Origin of the sequence: Psychrobacter sp. GW64-MNA-CIBAN-0177, from assembly GCF_040309585.1 — a bacterium.
GTDB lineage: Bacteria > Pseudomonadota > Gammaproteobacteria > Pseudomonadales > Moraxellaceae > Psychrobacter > Psychrobacter okhotskensis.
Genome location: NZ_JBEOOY010000006.1, coordinates 16,963 through 34,563, shown reverse-complemented (window position 1 = coordinate 34,563; position 17,601 = coordinate 16,963). Strand labels below are relative to the sequence as shown.

At 42.5% G+C, this 17,601-nt stretch carries 20 protein-coding genes; 13 read left to right on the top strand and 7 right to left on the bottom strand.

The genetic code is table 11. From position 1 onward, the window contains the following. Window positions 1-507: 507 nt before the first annotated feature. From AAEY79_RS05690 to AAEY79_RS05675, 4 genes are all read left to right on the top strand, one after another. Window positions 508-1,320, top strand: a complete 813-nt coding sequence (locus AAEY79_RS05690) for a M48 family metallopeptidase (protein WP_025652368.1) — start codon at window positions 508-510, stop codon at window positions 1,318-1,320. A gap of 282 nt (window positions 1,321-1,602) precedes the next feature. Next, on the top strand, window positions 1,603-1,929 hold the full coding sequence (locus AAEY79_RS05685; protein WP_025652367.1) for a BolA family transcriptional regulator: 327 nt from the start codon (window positions 1,603-1,605) through the stop codon (window positions 1,927-1,929). Between the two features lie 138 nt (window positions 1,930-2,067). Next, window positions 2,068-2,427 (top strand): SirB2 family protein, encoded by a 360-nt coding sequence (locus AAEY79_RS05680; RefSeq protein ID WP_201565496.1) that lies wholly within the window; start codon window positions 2,068-2,070, stop codon window positions 2,425-2,427. A 425-nt stretch (window positions 2,428-2,852) separates the two neighbouring features. Beyond that, entirely contained in the window at window positions 2,853-3,254 is a 402-nt protein-coding gene (locus tag AAEY79_RS05675; protein WP_025652365.1) for a hypothetical protein, read from the top strand. A gap of 134 nt (window positions 3,255-3,388) precedes the next feature. Here the strand turns inward: AAEY79_RS05675 and trxA are convergent, their stop codons facing one another. Together trxA and AAEY79_RS05665 are read right to left on the bottom strand one after the other, a co-directional pair. Next, window positions 3,389-3,826, bottom strand: a complete 438-nt coding sequence (gene trxA, locus AAEY79_RS05670; RefSeq protein ID WP_173238799.1) for a thioredoxin — start codon at window positions 3,824-3,826, stop codon at window positions 3,389-3,391. 150 nt (window positions 3,827-3,976) lie between these two features. After that, window positions 3,977-4,849 (bottom strand): MBL fold metallo-hydrolase, encoded by an 873-nt coding sequence (locus tag AAEY79_RS05665; RefSeq protein WP_025652362.1) that lies wholly within the window; start codon window positions 4,847-4,849, stop codon window positions 3,977-3,979. A 395-nt stretch (window positions 4,850-5,244) separates the two neighbouring features. Here AAEY79_RS05665 and AAEY79_RS05660 point away from each other — a divergent pair, with 395 nt between their 5' ends. The 5 genes from AAEY79_RS05660 (at window position 5,245) to AAEY79_RS05640 (ending at window position 9,340) form a co-directional block, all read left to right on the top strand. Next, a complete protein-coding gene (locus AAEY79_RS05660) occupies window positions 5,245-5,616 on the top strand; it encodes a metalloregulator ArsR/SmtB family transcription factor (protein ID WP_307783250.1) in 372 nt (123 codons plus the stop codon). Window positions 5,617-5,672: 56 nt separating this feature from the next. Further along, window positions 5,673-7,382: a SulP family inorganic anion transporter gene (locus tag AAEY79_RS05655; protein ID WP_101212295.1), complete on the top strand. Its 1,710-nt coding sequence runs from the start codon at window positions 5,673-5,675 to the stop codon at window positions 7,380-7,382. A 291-nt stretch (window positions 7,383-7,673) separates the two neighbouring features. Beyond that, entirely contained in the window at window positions 7,674-8,000 is a 327-nt protein-coding gene (locus AAEY79_RS05650; RefSeq protein ID WP_025652359.1) for a beta-lactamase hydrolase domain-containing protein, read from the top strand. Window positions 8,001-8,119: 119 nt separating this feature from the next. Further along, the gene (locus tag AAEY79_RS05645) at window positions 8,120-8,452 is read left to right on the top strand and encodes a TIGR01244 family sulfur transferase (RefSeq protein WP_350587904.1); all 333 of its coding nucleotides are present in this window, start codon (window positions 8,120-8,122) and stop codon (window positions 8,450-8,452) included. 153 nt (window positions 8,453-8,605) lie between these two features. Then, window positions 8,606-9,340, top strand: a complete 735-nt coding sequence (locus AAEY79_RS05640; protein ID WP_352287585.1) for a glutathione S-transferase family protein — start codon at window positions 8,606-8,608, stop codon at window positions 9,338-9,340. Window positions 9,341-9,434: 94 nt separating this feature from the next. On the opposite strand, the gene AAEY79_RS05635 is transcribed toward AAEY79_RS05640, so the two are convergent. The 3 genes from AAEY79_RS05635 to ahpF all read right to left on the bottom strand — a co-directional run bounded on the left by AAEY79_RS05635 (window position 9,435) and on the right by ahpF (window position 12,917). Continuing rightward, the gene (locus AAEY79_RS05635; RefSeq protein ID WP_101212289.1) at window positions 9,435-10,280 is read right to left on the bottom strand and encodes a hypothetical protein; all 846 of its coding nucleotides are present in this window, start codon (window positions 10,278-10,280) and stop codon (window positions 9,435-9,437) included. A gap of 93 nt (window positions 10,281-10,373) precedes the next feature. Continuing rightward, window positions 10,374-11,192, bottom strand: coding sequence for a hypothetical protein (locus AAEY79_RS05630; protein ID WP_173238795.1), 819 nt, complete (start codon window positions 11,190-11,192; stop codon window positions 10,374-10,376). Window positions 11,193-11,336: 144 nt separating this feature from the next. After that, window positions 11,337-12,917: an alkyl hydroperoxide reductase subunit F gene (gene ahpF, locus AAEY79_RS05625; protein WP_352287580.1), complete on the bottom strand. Its 1,581-nt coding sequence runs from the start codon at window positions 12,915-12,917 to the stop codon at window positions 11,337-11,339. A 488-nt stretch (window positions 12,918-13,405) separates the two neighbouring features. On the opposite strand from ahpF, the gene AAEY79_RS05620 reads away from it, so the two are divergent. Both AAEY79_RS05620 and AAEY79_RS05615 read left to right on the top strand, forming a co-directional pair. Continuing rightward, complete coding sequence (locus AAEY79_RS05620) at window positions 13,406-13,654, top strand: YdcH family protein (RefSeq protein ID WP_025652353.1); 249 nt, start codon at window positions 13,406-13,408, stop codon at window positions 13,652-13,654. A 385-nt stretch (window positions 13,655-14,039) separates the two neighbouring features. Continuing rightward, window positions 14,040-14,288 carry a YdcH family protein gene (locus AAEY79_RS05615; protein ID WP_201565502.1) on the top strand — a complete coding sequence of 83 codons (249 nt, stop codon included), beginning with the start codon at window positions 14,040-14,042 and terminating at the stop codon, window positions 14,286-14,288. Window positions 14,289-14,460: 172 nt separating this feature from the next. Here AAEY79_RS05615 and ahpC read toward each other — a convergent pair whose 3' ends face one another. Beyond that, window positions 14,461-15,027, bottom strand: coding sequence for an alkyl hydroperoxide reductase subunit C (ahpC, locus tag AAEY79_RS05610; protein WP_025652351.1), 567 nt, complete (start codon window positions 15,025-15,027; stop codon window positions 14,461-14,463). Between the two features lie 278 nt (window positions 15,028-15,305). Here ahpC and AAEY79_RS05605 point away from each other — a divergent pair, with 278 nt between their 5' ends. Beyond that, window positions 15,306-16,214 (top strand): hydrogen peroxide-inducible genes activator, encoded by a 909-nt coding sequence (locus tag AAEY79_RS05605; protein WP_025652350.1) that lies wholly within the window; start codon window positions 15,306-15,308, stop codon window positions 16,212-16,214. Window positions 16,215-16,267: 53 nt separating this feature from the next. Then, window positions 16,268-16,936 (top strand): hypothetical protein, encoded by a 669-nt coding sequence (locus AAEY79_RS05600; protein ID WP_025652349.1) that lies wholly within the window; start codon window positions 16,268-16,270, stop codon window positions 16,934-16,936. On the opposite strand, the gene AAEY79_RS05595 is transcribed toward AAEY79_RS05600, so the two are convergent. Next, entirely contained in the window at window positions 16,917-17,519 is a 603-nt protein-coding gene (locus AAEY79_RS05595; RefSeq protein WP_025652348.1) for a methyltransferase domain-containing protein, read from the bottom strand. The two genes, AAEY79_RS05600 and AAEY79_RS05595, sit on opposite strands and share 20 nt — an antisense overlap. Between the last annotated feature and the right edge of the window lie 82 nt (window positions 17,520-17,601).

Sequence of the window (17,601 nt, the reverse complement as noted above, 5' to 3'; positions counted from 1 at the left end):
TTGTATTTGTATGCACGCTTATCATAAACGTTTGATTTTACAATCAATCCAGCCATCAGAACTGTTAAAATTATTTAATAAAATAATAGCAAAATAACCACTATTTCTCTTTGTTTTTTTATCTGCCATGAATCTGACTATTAACAAGTCATTATCAACCCGCTGTTATATAGTCTTACGAAAAAAGATGAAAGGATGAAAAATGAATAAAAGTGACGTCATTCTTGTCGATACCTATTTCATTTGATCAATACCGCTTTATTACTGCCACTTACAATCATACGCTGTATTGTTACTTTTTCTGCCTTGGTTTTAGGTTGTTAACATTATTATACTTATGGCTTATTGTCATTCGGGTAAAATTTCACTGATCAAGTAGATTGGTAGACGGTAGTAAAACTTTAATAATAAACCGCCCTTCTATCCGCTCTGCTGTTACCGGACTACTCCGCTACTACTAACTTTGTTTAACTTTACTTTTTATCATTTACAGCGAGGATGTTTATTATGAAAAAAATACTTACCACCACCGTGATGGCCGCGTCATTGTCGGCACTTACTTTGACTGGCTGTACCAGCACTACCACTACTGGTGCTGTCGGCGTTGATCGTCAACAGCTACTTTTGGTCTCTAGTGAACAAGTACAGCAACTATCAGCGCAAAGCTATAATAAAAACTTGCAAGAGGCCAGTAAGCGCGGCGTGCTCGATACCAATAAAGCGCAGCTCAATCGCTTAAAAAGCATCTCTAACCGTCTGATCGGTCAAGTGGGTGTATATCGTCCTGATGCGGCTAATTGGAAATGGGAAGTACATACCATTAAATCCAATGAGCTGAACGCCTTTGTCATGCCGGGCGGTAAAATCATGTTTTACTCAGGTATTATCGATCGTCTAAACCTGACGGATGATGAGATTGCCGCGATTATGGGTCATGAGATGTCTCATGCCCTGCGTGAGCACTCACGTGAGCGTCTGTCACGCGAGTATGCTACTCAGACGGGTATCGGCGTCGCAGCGAGTATCTTTGGGCTATCACAAGGTCAGGCTGAGCTAGCAAACGTCGCTGGGGATTTAGGTTTGAGTCGTCCACACAGTCGTACCCAAGAAGCGGAAGCGGATCAAATCGGTCTTGAGCTAATGGCACGTGCAGGCTACAATCCGCAAGCAGCTATCAGCTTGTGGCAAAAAATGCAGCGCGCCAGTCAAGGCGAGCCACCACAATTCTTAAGCACTCACCCAAACAGTAGCAATCGCATTAGCCAACTGCAAGCATTGATGCCTAAAGTGATGCCACTGTACCAAAAGTCACGTCGTTAATAGCTATTTTGGCTAGTAGTTATCGGCTGTCAGTTATCAGCTGTCAATGTCTTATATAGAGGTTGATAGCTTACCAAAAGCAGAGTACAGCCCATGGGTTGTACTCTGCTTTTTTAGGTTTTTGACTGACAACTTAATGGCGGCATTAGTTTAAAGCGATTGGCTGTGTTATGGTCCGTCTAATAGCTTTCTGTACAGTTATCAGCGTCTGCTATAATGGTCATCATACGGTCTCAAATATTGCTTCAAAGACTGCTAAGCTTCACAAAATAAAGGATTCTTATGAGTACCCACTCACCGACTGCCGACGCGCTCCATCAGGAGCTACAGGGCTTACAACCGCAGCATATCGAATTAATCAATGAATCGATGAATCATGCAGGTTATTTCGAGGGTAAAGAAAGCCATTTTAAACTGACTATTGTGAGCGATGCCTTTGAAGGCAAACGTTTGGTCGCGCGTCATCAGCTCATATATGGCTTGGTTAACGCCTTATTGACCTCACAGGGTGGTCAAGTACATGCCTTGGCGATTCATGCTTATACGCCAACCGAATGGCAAGGTCAAAGTCCTGATAGCCCGCTATGTGCCGGACAAAATAAAAGCTAGGTAAGCTGTAGCCAATTTTTAAGTTAAATAACAATTATTAGAAACATGTTGCTCACGATGTGCTTGCCACTTAAACAGCTGACATCGCGTGCTTTTTTACAAACTTGCAAATTGCCCCGTTAAAGGAAATGACACTCGATGAAACATTTACATATGCTCATGGCAGTATTGGTGATTGTGCTATTTTTATACCAAAGCTATCTGGCATTAAGCGCCAATCGACGAGCGCCACGCGTGTTCAAAATGGCCACCCATGTCCTCTATGCGTTGCTCATCGTGTCAGGCACCGTGATGCTGATGCAACTGATGAATGCCAATGCGCCAGTACAATGGGTATTTGCCAAAATAATCCTACTCGTAGCGGCTATTAGCGCCAGTATCAAAGCTTTTCATCCTCACGCGACACCGGGGCAAACCAAAATAGGCATTCTTATCGCTGCCGTGGCTTATATCGGCATTGTATTACTGGCCTTTAGCAAACCTGATAATTTATTTTAATCGCCACTCTATATCTGACTGAGCTTGAATAAAGTGATGGCGGGATTGCAAGATAAACGGCTACTAGGGCGTATATTTTTAATATCTTAATCCCGTTATTTTTGCTATCTTAAATAAATATAATGCCTTGCATGCTTGTTTAAGGCATGCTGCTTATTAAAAAGAGTCATTTGCAAGCTAATAATTATTAGGGCGTGTCTTCATTGCAAAAATGGTGATAAAAATGAGATAAATTGCCGTCAAACAAGAAAAACAGCGTAGATAATATCGAGATATTAACCAGCTATTTGACGATGTTTGGCAAGATTTAGCCCATTTAGATGACTATCGATAAATTGAAGACACGCCCTAGCAAAGCAATTACGATTATTTGACTTAAAAGTTTAGCAACTGCACCTATCATTACTTAGCCCTATGGAGCCATTATGAAAAACCTTACTATAGCGACACTCTTGGCATCAGCCGGTATGTTGGCTCTCTCAGGCTGCGCCTCTACTGGTAATATCACGCCGCAATATGTGCCGCCAAGTACGTATCAGAGCTATGACTGCCAAGCACTGAGCCAAGAGTACACCCGCGTCAATCGTTACGTTGATGCCGCGCGTAATGAGCAATCAACCTTATCCGCGTCAGGCGTCGGTGTTGGAGTTTCAGCAGGACGCTGGGGCATCTCACCGAATATCAGCTTTGGTGTGGGCAAAAGCAACAATACCAAAGCCCGCGATGCCAAACTATCACGGCTTTATGGTGAGCGTGATGCGATTGTCCAATCGGCCCGTATTCAGCGTTGTAGCTTCGTCAATGGTGTTAAGATTTATGGTGAATAAAATCACTTGATGCTTATTCGCTATCGTTTTGATAGTATGCAGATACCACTGTTTCAGCATTAAAAAAGCCAATACATTGATAGCGTATTGGCTTTTTTGTGTCCAATCATTATGAGTAAAAACTCAAGCAATGCTTAAGAATTTAGGCTTCTTATCCACTGGACAATTTGATTGCTAGGAAGCGCCCCTGATTGACGCGCCACTTCTTTACCGTTTTTGAAGGCCACCATCGTCGGTAGACTACGGATATTATAGGGCGCTGCCGCCTGCTCATATTTATCCGTTTGGATTTTGGCAAACACTACTTGCGGCAGCTGACCAGCAGCGGCTTTGAACTCCGGTGCCATCATAATACAAGGCTGACACCAGCTCGCCCAAAAGTCTACGACAGTCAATAGCTCATTTTTTTGAATAACTTTATTAATACTTTGTCCGTTTAGCTCATGCGGGCTAGCGGTCAATAATGGCTGACCACACTTACCGCAGTTTGGAGCAGCCGCCAACTTGGCAGCGGGTACGCGATTGGTGGCTTGGCAATGTGGGCATACCACGTGCGAGTTTTGCTCACTCATTGTATATCTCCTATTCTAATTATTTTGATGGTTTTATTGTCTTAAAAATTCAACTTTGGCATTTTCATCTATAAGCTATTTGCCCAAGTTGGTTGCATCTGAACCGCTGGATCGACACAGATAATATCACTTATTGCAGCACTATTTAGCTTATCCACCAAGGACATTGATCGGTACTTTCAAATAACGCGTGCCATTGTCTTCCGGTGCAGGAAAGTGTCCGGCATCGATATTAACTTGGACAGACGGGATAATCAGACGCGGCATCTCAAGAGTCGAATCGCGGCGCTCACGCATCTGCACAAACTCTGCCTCATTGATACCATCTTTCACATGAATATTTCCTAGCTTCTGCGCCGCTACTGTAGTGGTTGGACAGTGCTTGCGTCCTTGGCCTGGGTAGTCATGACACAGATAGATGACTGTATTATCATCGAGCGCGAGTAGCTTTTGAATAGAATGATAGAGCATTTTGGCATCGCCACCGGGAAAGTCGCAGCGTGCTGTACCGACGTCAGGCGCGAACAAGGTATCGCCAACGAAGACCACTGTTTTTTCTTTGTCAGCCGCCAGATAAGCCATATCCGCCCGTGTGTGACCGGGCACATACATGGCTGTGATCGTAATATCGCCAAGCGCTAACGTGTCGCCTTCGTCGGTCAAAATATCGAATTGGCTGGCATCGGTGCGAAAGCTAGTATCAAAGTTAAAAATTTGCTTAAATATTTTTTGTACTTCGGTAATATGCTGACCGATGACCAATTCTCCGCCGAGATTTTCTTTAACATGGATAGCCGCTGAGAGATGATCGGCATGCGCATGGGTTTCGATGACATACAGCAGTTGCCAACCGTGCTCACGTACAAACTCAATGACCTCGTCTACGCTCTTGGTGCTCGTACGTCCTGACTTTGAGTCAAAGTCCAATACCGGATCGATAATGGCGCACAGCTGCTGCTGAACGTCTGCGAGTACATGGGTATAAGTCTCGGTGTCGCTATGTAAGAACGAATGAACTTGCATGGCCGCCTCTCTGTTTTTATAGGATGATGTCAATCTTCCACCCATTCTTTCAGTATAATGGGTGGTCATATACAATGTTTAATACGTAAACGAACACATCTTGAAAATGGTTATAAATAGTTGCCGTTAATCTTAACGCTGACGGCAACATCAAGAACAATGTCGACATTAGCCTTCAGGTTTTAAACCTGTCCTAATATGCTTTCGTAACGTTAATACCAATATAGCAACCGTCATACAATTTATCAATTTATATAATGTAAATAATGATAACTTGCTATGGATTGCGATATCATTGATAATTAACGGTAATCATACATTACTTTTATACAAGCCGCACGACCTCTATCGCGGTTTTATATAAGGAGCTCACTCTGACAACTTCCACCTCAGCATTGGCTAGCTCTACTGACCGTACTATCGAGTCTGCGTCAGATAGTAACGCAGACTTTGCGCCGATAGATCTTGCCAAACAAATGCAAAAAGCGTCTATGCAAGCCAGCCAATTATTAAAGTCGCTCTCACATCCTGATCGCTTGCTCCTCCTTTGTCAGCTGACACAAGGCGAGTATTGCGTCAGTGAGCTTGAGGGTTTGGTCGGTGTTGGGCAGCCGAGCCTATCACAGCAGTTAGGTATCTTGCGCAAGGATGAGCTGGTCACGACACGGCGCGACGGCAAGCAAATCTATTATAGTATCGCCAGCGACGACGCTTTGGCGGTGCTACGTTTACTGTATGAGCGCTTTTGTGCCAAAACAGATGCCTAACTGGTTATTGAGTTCTTAGCTGTTTTTAACTTTATTTATTGTGATGATGTATTGATATGACCTCTATCGCCGCTCGCCTCATTCCCATTTGGCTGCGTCAGTATCAGCTGGCTGCCTTGCCGACTGACGTCATCGCTGGACTGGTGGTGGGCGTACTGGTGATACCGCAGAGTCTTGGCTACGCCGTACTTGCAGGCTTACCACCCGTCTACGGTCTATACGCAGCGATTTTGCCTGTCATCGTTTACGCTTGGCTCGGCTCTAGCAATGTGCAAGCAGTCGGACCGGTTGCCATCACCGCTATTATGACTGCCAGTAGTTTGTTGCCTTACGCTGATCGGGGCCCGGAACAATATGCCCTAATGGCAAGTTTATTGGCACTGATGGTAGGGTCGCTGCTTTGGATCGCAGGATGGCTCAAGCTTGGCTGGATTATGCAGTTTATCAGCCGCGGCGTATCGGCAGGGTTTGTGAGCGGCGCGGCGGTTCTTATCTTCGTCAGTCAGCTAAAATACTTAACGGATATTCCGATAGCAGGTAGTAGCCTAATTAGCTATCTATCGACCATGCAGTTATATGCGCGCCAGCTACACCTGCTGACCTTACTGATTGGCGTGATCGCCTTTGCTCTCTTATTCACGAATCGCTACGGTAGCAAATGGGTGTGGCGAACGTGGCTGTCTTCTTCCTCTGCCAAATGGGCGGAGCGCTTGTTTCCGCTTATTTTACTGGGAATTGCCATTTTACTCAGTATGGCACTGCATTGGGATGCGCGTGGCGTCGCCACTATCGGTAGTATTCCGCAAGGGCTACCGAGTTTTACCCTGCCCCATCTACCAGATATCCAAGAAGCACTTAAACTCTTACCAACCGCAGGACTCATGGCGCTTATTATCTTTGTCTCCAGCAGTTCCGTCGCCAGTACTTATGCGCGGCTACGCGGTGAGAAGTTTGATGCCAATCGTGAACTAACGGGGCTTGGACTCGCCAATATTTCCGGCGGACTTTTTCAGAGCTTTGCCGTGGCAGGCGGGTTTTCACGGACGGCTATCAACGTCGACTCAGGTGCCAAGACGCCACTTGCCAGTCTCATGACGGTACTGGTCATGGTTTTAGCGCTGATAGCATTTAGCAATGCGCTTGCCCCGCTACCCTATGCCTTACTTGGCGCAACCATCATGGCATCCATCATTGGTTTAATCGATATTGCCACCTTAAAGTCCGCTTGGCAACGAGATCGCTTAGATGGGGCAAGCTTTATCGCCGCGTTTACTGGGGTACTGATATTTGGGCTAAATACTGGCCTTGTCATCGGTCTCATGGTGTCATTTGCCAGTCTCATCTGGCAGTCGAGCCAACCTCATGTCGCCATCGTTGGTCAATTGGCTGGCACGGGCCACTTTCGCAATATCAATCGTCACGATGTTGTCACTTTTCATAATTTATTGATGCTACGTATCGATGAGAGTCTGTTCTTTGGTAATAGCGAATCGGTACATCGGCGTATTTTAAATGCTTTACAACAGTATCCAGAAGCGCATGAGCTGGTTCTTATTATGTCTGCTGTCAACCACATTGATCTGACTGCGCAAGAAATGCTCAGCACCTTGAATCAAGAGCTTGCCCTACAAGACAAGCATTTACACTTTAGCTTTATCAAAGGCCCAGTTATGGATATCATCGAGCACACACCACTGATCACTGAGCTATCAGGACAGGTGTATCTTAGTACCATGGACGCCGTCAATGAACTAAAGCAAATTTGAATATTTAAGTTGAACATTTAATTTAAATACTGAAGCTGAATACTCAAGCCGTATTGAACATCCCCTAATATTTGCGTCAACCATACAATCACTATTGATGTCTGCAACAAAATATCGTTATGATAGAGCGTATAGTATGCTAGCTTGTTGTATAACTAAATTGAATCTCAACAAGCTAAGCTAAGCTAAGCCAAGCTAAACCAAGCCAAAACGACATAAAACAGCCTCTAAACGTCAAATTGACGCCTTATTGTTTTTTACATTCCTTAATAAACGCAAACGACCCCTTTTATGACCAATGATTTAACGATTTATAAGCAAATTTATCCGAGCCAATGCATCAAGATTGCGGAACTGGGTTATCGCTCAGTGCTCAATATACGCCCTGATGCCGAGGTCGACACTCAGCCCAACAGCTGCGACTTTATTAATGCAACGGCAAAAGCGAATTTGACTTATCACCATCTGCCCTTTGATGATGAGCGCCTGAGTATGCTGACTGTAGAACAGTTTGCCGCCTTTTATCACGCGATGCCAAAACCCATATTGATGTTTTGTGGTACGGGTGCACGTGCCAAACTGCTGTATCAAAGCGCATTGATGCAAGGTCTGCTATAAAACGACTATAACGCTTACATACGGTCTCTTTAGAAATGACTGCAATAAGCCTACCCTTATATGCTGTATTTTTATAACAAACATTTTACTCTTTCATATAAACAATAAAAGGAGCTCCTATGAGCCACGAAATCAGTATTACGGGACAAATTACCCCTGATCAAGTCCCTATGCTTGCCGAAAACGGCTTCAAAACCATTATCAATAATCGTCCTGATGGCGAAGAACTGGGACAACCGACCAGTGCTGAGATTGAAGCAGCTGCCAAGGAAGCAGGACTTGCTTATAAAGAAGTCTCATTCGCTGGTAGCGAGCTCAATCAAAACCACGTCGAGGAGTTTGCTGACTTTTTTAATCAAGCCGAGCAACCCGTCTTGATATTTTGCCGTACTGGTAATCGCTCAACCGGTATCTATGAAGCCGCTAAGCGCATGGATTTGTTAGACGATTGATATTGATCTAAATACAATTACCGCTGTTTTAAAAACGCCCGTCCAAATTTTGGATGGGCATTTTTTATTGGGATTACTAAACTATAGACTGGTCAATTTTCAGCATTGGGTACATAATCAAATTTTATTTATATAATTTGATAGGATTTTATGATGCAAAAACCACTTCTCATCATCGGCAATAAAAACTATTCCTCTTGGTCATTACGAGCTTGGCTATTACTCAAAGCCTTTAATATTGATTTTGAGGAGCAAGTGATTGAGCTGTTTCATCCCTCAGCGACACCGATTCTCGATGAGCATGCGCCAACAGGTAAAGTACCCGTTTTAGTCTATGGCGAGAATGATGAAAGAGTTATGGTATGGGATACTTTAGCGATTGCCATTCACGCCAATGATTATTTGACAAACTTGGATATTTGGATAGGACTGAATAAGTCCAATATTGATAATAGCAACAGAATAAATAGCGCCTACTGCCAAAGTATCGTCGCCGAAATGCATTCAGGGCTGATGGGCATTCGTAGTGACATGCCGATGAATATCCGAGCTACAGCAAGGATACAACCCAGCGCTGCTTGCCTGACTGACATTGCTCGTGTCGAAGAGATTTTTGCGGATTGTTTAAAAAATCGCTCAAAAAACAGTTATCTATTTGGTCAATTTACGGCTGCCGATGCTTTTTTTGCGCCAGTAGTGCTACGCTTGCAGACTTATACTGATGCCTCTAACATAGTATTAAAACCAACGACCAAACAGTATTGTGAAACGATGTTAAACAATCCTCATCTACAAGCTTGGATCGATTCAGCGTTAAAAGAGACACGCGTCATCAAAGAAGATGAAGCAGGTGAGATTTTATCTTTGAATGGCGTTTTAGGTCATTAGCACAACTCCATGTATAGTAAGTTGCTATGCCATCAATAAGAATCATGATGAGACGGTAGTTCTCAATGAAACACCTAACTAGCTGTAGATGACATCATCGTAGTGGATACTCCTTAGGCGCTTGATACCCTTTTTTTGGCTCGTATTTTATTTTATAGACCTGATTGTTATAGGTCTTTTTTTCTGAACCGTTATAGTTATACTCATGACCATTGACCGTAATCTCTAGCGGGTAAAAACCATTTATTAACGTCGTTTTATCGATATTGAGCTTGGCTTTCAATAATGTGCAATATTCTACCTTTCTATCTTTACTACAGCCAGATGGTGCTGTTGGTGTGTTAGAAAATGTAGACTTTCCCCCTATATGGCTTTTTATTATCTTACCTGATTTATGGTCTGGCGCTAGTAACAAGTATTCAGAAAACGACATACTACCGTGCGAATCACTATGAATATTAATAAATCCCCAAATATCAGGGGCGACTTGTATCAGCTTCCAGTCTTTTAGTCCTCCACCAGAAGCACCTGCATTCATCACTGGATTAGCGTATTCCACCTCCCAGCCTGAATCTTGTGGCTTTAGAACAAACATACCGACTAGTCCAGTATCGGCATGAGATCCAGAATCATTTCCGCCTTCTTTATTAAATGATACCTCTCCAATGACTACCACATATAAACGTTTGCCTTGCTTGGTTTTTACCTCTAGTTGTCTATCAATCTTAATACAGTAGCCACTTTTTAGGTAAACGTCCTCATCAATTCTAGAACCGTTATTAGCTATAATACCTTGGCACTGTTGAGCCTTATTATAGATAGGATAGTATTCCTTGATAATTTCATTGACGGTTTTTGCTGAGGCAACATTTGATAAGCTCATAAACATAATCGCACCAACAGTGCTGAAAATTATTGTTGATATTTTAGATTTTGCCATGTTTTGTCTTTTCCTGGAGGCTTACGTATTCTGTTATTTTTCGACAGCTGATATGTTTATCACATAGATCCTGTCATATTTTTATACAATCGTCTAATACTTATAGTGTAGTGGATAGTCCTTAGAGGGCGTGTATCCTTTGTCTTTTTGATAATTAATAGGATAAGTAGCGTTATTATATTTCTTGCCTTTCACGAGTCCATTGAGTGTTATTTCTAAAGGATAAAACCCATTAACGGTTTTATGACTATCGATAGTAAAGGTAGTTCTGGTATTATCGCACTCTGACATGTCCTCTTCACATTTCCCAACGTCTTCGTTGTTATGATCCATGCCTATCCAACTCTCTTTGATACCTCCTCCATCGGGTATTAATATGACTAGGTAATCGTTGTAGTACCCTTGGATTACGTTGCTATGCTTATTTAAAAACCCCCACGCATTCGGTCCGAACTTCTGTAAACGCCATTTAGAAAGACCGAAACCAAAACTTCCAGCGTTAATGGTAGGATTTGCTGATTCTACTTGCCAGCTACTACCTTGTGGCTTTAGAACAAACATACCGACCAAACCACTGTCAAAGCGAGTGTCGGTATACTCCAAGGCTTCACCATCCCTGTTAAAACTAGCGTCACCTTTCACCATTACATACAAACGCTTACCTTTAGCAGTTTCTATTACTTTTTGTCTGTCGATTTCAATGCAATAACCTGTAAACTCCAGTTCTTCAGCTGAACCATTAGAAGACCCTGAGGGTGCAATAATACCTTGACACTGCTTAGCCTTATTGTAGATAGGATAGTATTCCTTGATAATTTCATTGACAGTTTGCCCTGCATAAACATTGGTCACGTTGAATATTAAAAATGTGAAAACTAAGCCTTTAACCCAAGTATTACTTTTGATAGTCATATATTTTTTTCACTTTTAAGGTTTTCGTAAAAATTTTACCAAACATAAGTTAATCCATAGATTTTTACAAGCACTAAAATATTTTCCACAAAAAAACCACCTCAAAAGAGGTGGCTTCTAAAACTAACTTTAAAGCAAAATAAGTTACTGCATGACCAAGTATTCAAACGCCGATAACGCAGCTTTCGAACCTTCGCCCATCGCAATGTTAATTTGCTTAAATGGCACAGTCGTGACGTCACCACAAGCAAAGATACCTTTGCGATCCGTACGGCAGCGCTCATCAATCTCAATTTCACCAAAGCGGTTTAAATCAACGAAGCCTTTTACAAAGCTAGTATTAGGAACTAAACCAATCTGTACAAAGACACCGGACAAATCACGCTCATGGGTTTCACCTGTTTTGCGATCTTCAAAGACGATAGAGCTGACTTTACCATCAGTAGCCTTAATCTCTTTGGTCGCCGCCCCAGTGATAAACTCGATGTTTGACTTCTCTTTGGCTTTGTTAATCAATACCTGATCCGCTTTTAGATCATCAGCGAACTCAAGCACCGTCACATGCTGCACGATACCCGCAAGGTCTAACGCCGCTTCGACACCGGAGTTACCACCACCGATGACAGAGATTTCTTTACCTTTAAAGAAGGGTCCATCACAGTGCGCACAGTAAGCCACGCCTTTACCAATGTTTTCTTCTTCGCCCGGTACACCAAGCTTACGCCACTGAGCACCCGTCGCTAGGATGATACTACGCGTCTCAAACGTCTCACCAGTGTTGAGGTGAATACTATAGTTCTCTTCCTTAGTCTCGCCAATTTCTTTGACGCTGACGTGTTCTTTCAGCGTGATATTGTATTCGCCTAAATGTTTGACAAAGTCTGCTGATAGATGCGTACCTGTCGTCAATGGTACAGAAATCAAGTTTTCGATATCTTGGGTATCTTTGACCTGCCCACCGATACGATCAGCGACCATGGTCACTTTTAGGCCTTTACGCGCGGTATAGATAGCAGCGGCAACGCCAGCAGGGCCTGCACCGATAATAGTGACATCTTGCTGCTCTAATTGCTCAGCATCGTCTGCACTACCCTCTGCCAACAAGTCAGGGAACTGCTCTTGCAACTTGGTAATCAACTTGGCCGTATCAATCAAACCATTAGCAAAAGGTTTACCATTTAAAAATACCGCTGGTACGCCTTGGATGTTATTTGCTTCTACTTGCTCTTGGAATAACGCGCCATCGATCATCTCATTGCTGATGCCGTCATTCAATAAGGCAAATTGATTCAACGCTTGCACGACTTCTGGGCAACTGTGGCAAGATAACGACACGTAAGTCTGGAACTGTAGTGGCTTATTAAAACGCTTAATCAGCTTTTGAATGCCTTCGTCTAGTTTTAGCGTATGACCACCCGCTTGCAAGATTGCCAAGATAAGCGAGGTAAACTCATGACCACCAGGAATACCGCTAAAGACGATACCCGTATCAGTCAACGCGTCATCAGCATGGCTGACGACTTTAAAGCTAATGGGACTCGATAAGCTGTCGTCATTAGCGTCGACATCAAAATTAATCTTGTCAGTCGTACCAGCAATTTTGGTCAAAAAATCAATCAACTCTGCGCGCTTTGCATGCTCACCGCTACCCAATACAAAGGTAATGGGACGGGTCATATTCTCGCTATAGCTTTTGACAGCATCTAATAAACTTTGATCTATCATGTTTGTTCCTCATTATTATTCAATATGTAACGACAACTAAGTGGTTGCACGTGTAAAGATGGAAAATCTGGAGTCAGTAATATTGTTTAAAGTGTTATTTGGATAAGGCTTGTACCTTTCGATGTCCCTATTATCATAGGTTTCATGAGTTTGAGCAAGCTGAGAAACCCAAATCTTATGTTTTATAAAACCAATCATTAACTGTCATTTTTAATTAAATTTAAACTTACAAGAAGATTATTCTCATAGTATCAACAGGGTTTTTTCGCTACAATCGAGTAAGAGCAATAGGAATAATTCCTGTTTTCTAGCGGAAACCTGGCTTTTATGCATGCTTATTAAAGGCTATTTTTGCTTGTATTAAGCCTTATCACTATTGAGAGTAATAGCGGTTTGGTTCAATAATAATCGAGTCTCACAATCATAGATCTTAACGACAATGCGCTGATGCTAATCGTTAGCTTGCGCTTCATAACAAGGATGACCAGATGAGAAAGACTGATACAAGGACAGATAACAAAGAAATCATTGCTGAACTTAAGCAAAAAGACAGTCATTTTGCGAGTATTTTTGCCGAGCATACTCAGCTTGATGAAAAGATCAATTATCTTGAGAAGGATTTAATAAAACATAGCAGCTGTGATGATGAAATAGAACAAATGAAGCGGCGCAAGCTACATCTTAAAGATGAGATTTATAAGATAATCGATAAAAACAAAACGCAATCTCACGCTTAATGCTTCATTTATTAGGGCGTATCTTCATTTTGATCTCATCTGAGCATACTCATTCAGATTAAGGAGACGCCCTAAAATTACTGCTAAGAATTTCTTACATCTAGGGAATGTCATCAATTAGCACATTGATACATTTAGTGGTCTTAAAATGGCTAAATTTAGTCAAACATCGTCAGAAATCTTGTCAATATGTTCATATTTACGGCAATTCCTTCCTTGTTTGGCTGCAATTTTCCTCATTTTAAGCCTCACAATCTAAATGATGACACGCCCTAGTTTTATAAATCTTAATTTTATAATCAACAAGTCTCACAATCATAATCTGCCTTAACCACAACGCGTCACTGCTTATGTTAAGCACACGCTAAATAACAAGGATGACAACATGACCATGACTGATAAATGGCAAGACCACAGCGACATCATCGATGAGCTCAAACAAAAAAATACGCACTTTGCGAGTATCTTCGATGAACACACCACGCTGGATAGGCAAATCAACAAGCTCGAAAATGACGTGGTCAAACACGCCAGCCGCGATGAAGAAATCGAACAAATGAAGCGGCGCAAGCTACATCTTAAAGATGAGATTTATAAGATAATCGATAAAAACAAAACGCAATCTCAAGCATAATCGTTCATCTATTATCGACAAACAACAATAAAAATCTAAACTATTAATATAAAAAGACCCCATCAACGTATGCTGATGGGGTCTTTATTTATAGCACTGGTTCAGATTAAAAAATCATAAAAACAGCGCACCTCTCGCTAAATAGTTGGATAACTACTTAGATTTTGCCGACTTAGATCTTACCAACTAGGTCAAGACTTGGCTTCAATGTATCGCCACCTTGTTCCCAAGCTGCTGGGCAAACTTCGCCGTCGTTTTCACGAACATACTGTGCTGCTTTTACTTTACGTAGCATGTCTTTTGCACTACGGCCGATACCGCCAGCATGAATCTCAGCAACTTGAATCAAACCATCTGGATCGATTAAGAAAGTACCGCGCTCAGCCAAACCTGCTTCTTCGATCATCACGTTAAAACCACGAGTGATTTTACCAGTAGGATCACCGATCATTGGATAGGTCACTTTACCGATAGCCTCTGAAGAGTCATGCCATGCTTTGTGCGTGAAATGAGTGTCAGTCGATACTGAATACACTTCTACGCCCAAACCTTTAAGCTCTTCATAATGGTTTGCCATGTCTTCAAGTTCAGTTGGGCAAACAAAGGTAAAGTCAGCTGGGTAAAATAGGAAAATCGCCCAGTCACCTTTTACGTCTTCTGAAGTGATGGTTTTGAATTCACCGTTTACATATGCATCTGCTGAAAATTCTGGGATTTCTTGATTGATAATAGACGCCATGATTGGCTCCTTTTTTGATTAAGTATGATTGAATAAAATTGTGATTATTTATTTGATTGTTTCCGTTAAGCCTTGAACTATCTGGGCTACCTGACAAACTATACGCGAATTCTATGGTTAATCCAGTTAAAAGTTTTTAATGTGATGTTTTGTTTTATTAAACTTGTTAAACTATTCTATCTACTTCCTGTCATCAGTGCGCTATCGGTAAGTTTCGATAATGACCAAGAGACATAAGTATCATCACTTGCATAAAAACCAACAATAAAAGAGGTCTTATGATTACCTTACGTCAACTTGAATTTGCCTTAGCAGTCGCTAAACACCGCCATTTCAAACGGGCAGCGGAAGATTGTAATATTTCGCAGTCTGCGCTGAGCTTAGGTATCGCAGAATTAGAAAAACAATTAGACACGCAGATTTTTGAGCGTAATAACAAACAAGTACTTATCACTCCTATTGGGCAAGATATCCTCACGCGGGCGCAGCGTGTATTCTCTGAAGTGAGCGACTTGACCACCCGTGCGCATAGTCATCAAACGCCACTTGCCTACCCGATGACTGTCGGTATTATTCCAACGATTGCGCCTTATTTACTACCAAAAGTCCTGCCAGCGCTGCGAGCCAATTATCCAGAATTTCGTATGACCATCGTTGAGCAGCAAACCGAACGCTTACTCGAGCAAGTGCGTTACGGTCATATTGACACAGCCATCATTGCGCTACCCTATGCCGTAGAGGGCTTGCACAGTTTTGAATTTTGGAGTGAAGACTTCTTTGCGGTATTCCCAAAAGACGATGTCCATGCCAAGCTTGAGACCATTAATTCTGACGAGCTCGCTACGGCCAATCTTATGCTGTTAGGTGAAGGACATTGCCTAACCGATCAGACGCTATCAGTATGTCATTTTGATCGCGCACAGATGAAGTCGAGCTTTTCTGACGCCAGTCTCAACACCCTCATTCAGATGGCACTTGCCAATATGGGTACAACCTTAGTACCTGAAATGGCGCTGGATCAATTACATCTACAAAACCAAAATGCAGTCGCAGTGCCATTGGCAGAAAAAGGCCCACATCGCCACATCGCCTTTGTCACCCGTTTGAATTATGCGCGTGTCGACGATGTAAATTTACTGGGCAAAGTGTTTAAACAAGCTTTTGAAGAATCAGCTAATAAAAGCTGAGTGAACTGTTGAGATTATGAGGCGTTAATCATGTTAGGCAAGTGAGGGTAAATATGAATGATGTCTCGCACGTAACGTCCGACCTTGGTCAGCGCTTCGCCATGCATTTAGCTGCCATTGCTAATAATATTGATCCAAGGGAAGTACAAGCGCTTTGGCAAGCAGTCGCTATCCGCTACAACGAACCTCAACGCGCTTATCATACCTTGCGCCATATTGAGCAGTTGTTTGCCCAATTTGAGCAAGTTAAATCTCATCTTTATGAGCCGCATATTATCGCTTTAGCATTGTATTATCACGATGTGATATACGAGCCGACGCGCTCAGATAATGAGCTTAAAAGTGCAAAATATGCGGTGGAATCGTTAAGTCCTTATCTGACTACTGAGCAATGCCAACTTATCTACGCGCTGATTATGATGACGGCTACCCATCAACTTGATGAATTACTGGATGCTAATAAACGCAGCGATGCGGCTTATTTGTTAGATATGGATTTAAGTATGTTGGGTGCTGCGTGGTCTGAATATGAACTGTATGCATCTGCAGTACGCCAAGAATATGCACATGTGCCAGTGACAGATTACCGTATCGGACGCACAGCTGTGCTAAAAGGACTACTGGCGCACTCAAGACTGTATTTGACTGATTTTTACTTTGAGCGATTAGAAAAGCCAGCTCGGGACAATATCAAGCGTGAGATTACTGCGCTTGCAGCTTGATAAATAACTCGCTGCCTTGGCGTGCAGGATGCGAATTATAGCTGGCCTCCATAATCTCTATATCAAAATACGCCTCAAAGCGCTGCTGATATTCCTCTATTGTGCCACCAAACGGTGGTTCATCACGCCCAAAATCCACATTAAAAAGTAGGCCAACCAGCTTGCCTTGCGGCTTCAATAACGCTGCCATCTGCTCGACATATTCATCACGACGTGACGGATTTATCGCACAAAAGAACGTCTGTTCGAGTATCCAATCAAATTGATATTGCTCAGCTGATAAATGAAAAAAATCTGCACAAATTAAATGCTTGGAGGGAAAATCAGGATAACGTTCAGCAAAAGTCTCAATCGGCGCAGCAGCGAAATCGACCAACGTAACATTGGTAAAACCCTGCTCATGTAGATAACCTACCTCATACGCATTGCCTGCACCCGGCACTAAAATGGCCTGATCTTTCGCAGTGGCTGGCAGTTGGTCGATATAAGCTTTTAGCGGTGGTGACACCTGTCCCATATCCCACTGTATGCTACCAGTCTCATAACGCTGCTGCCAAAATTCGGCTTGATTGACATTTTTCATCTGACATCCTTGTATCTGGCTTGATTATTTAAATAACAGGCGGTGTACCATGAGCATTTATCATATCAGGCTGCGCGCTTAT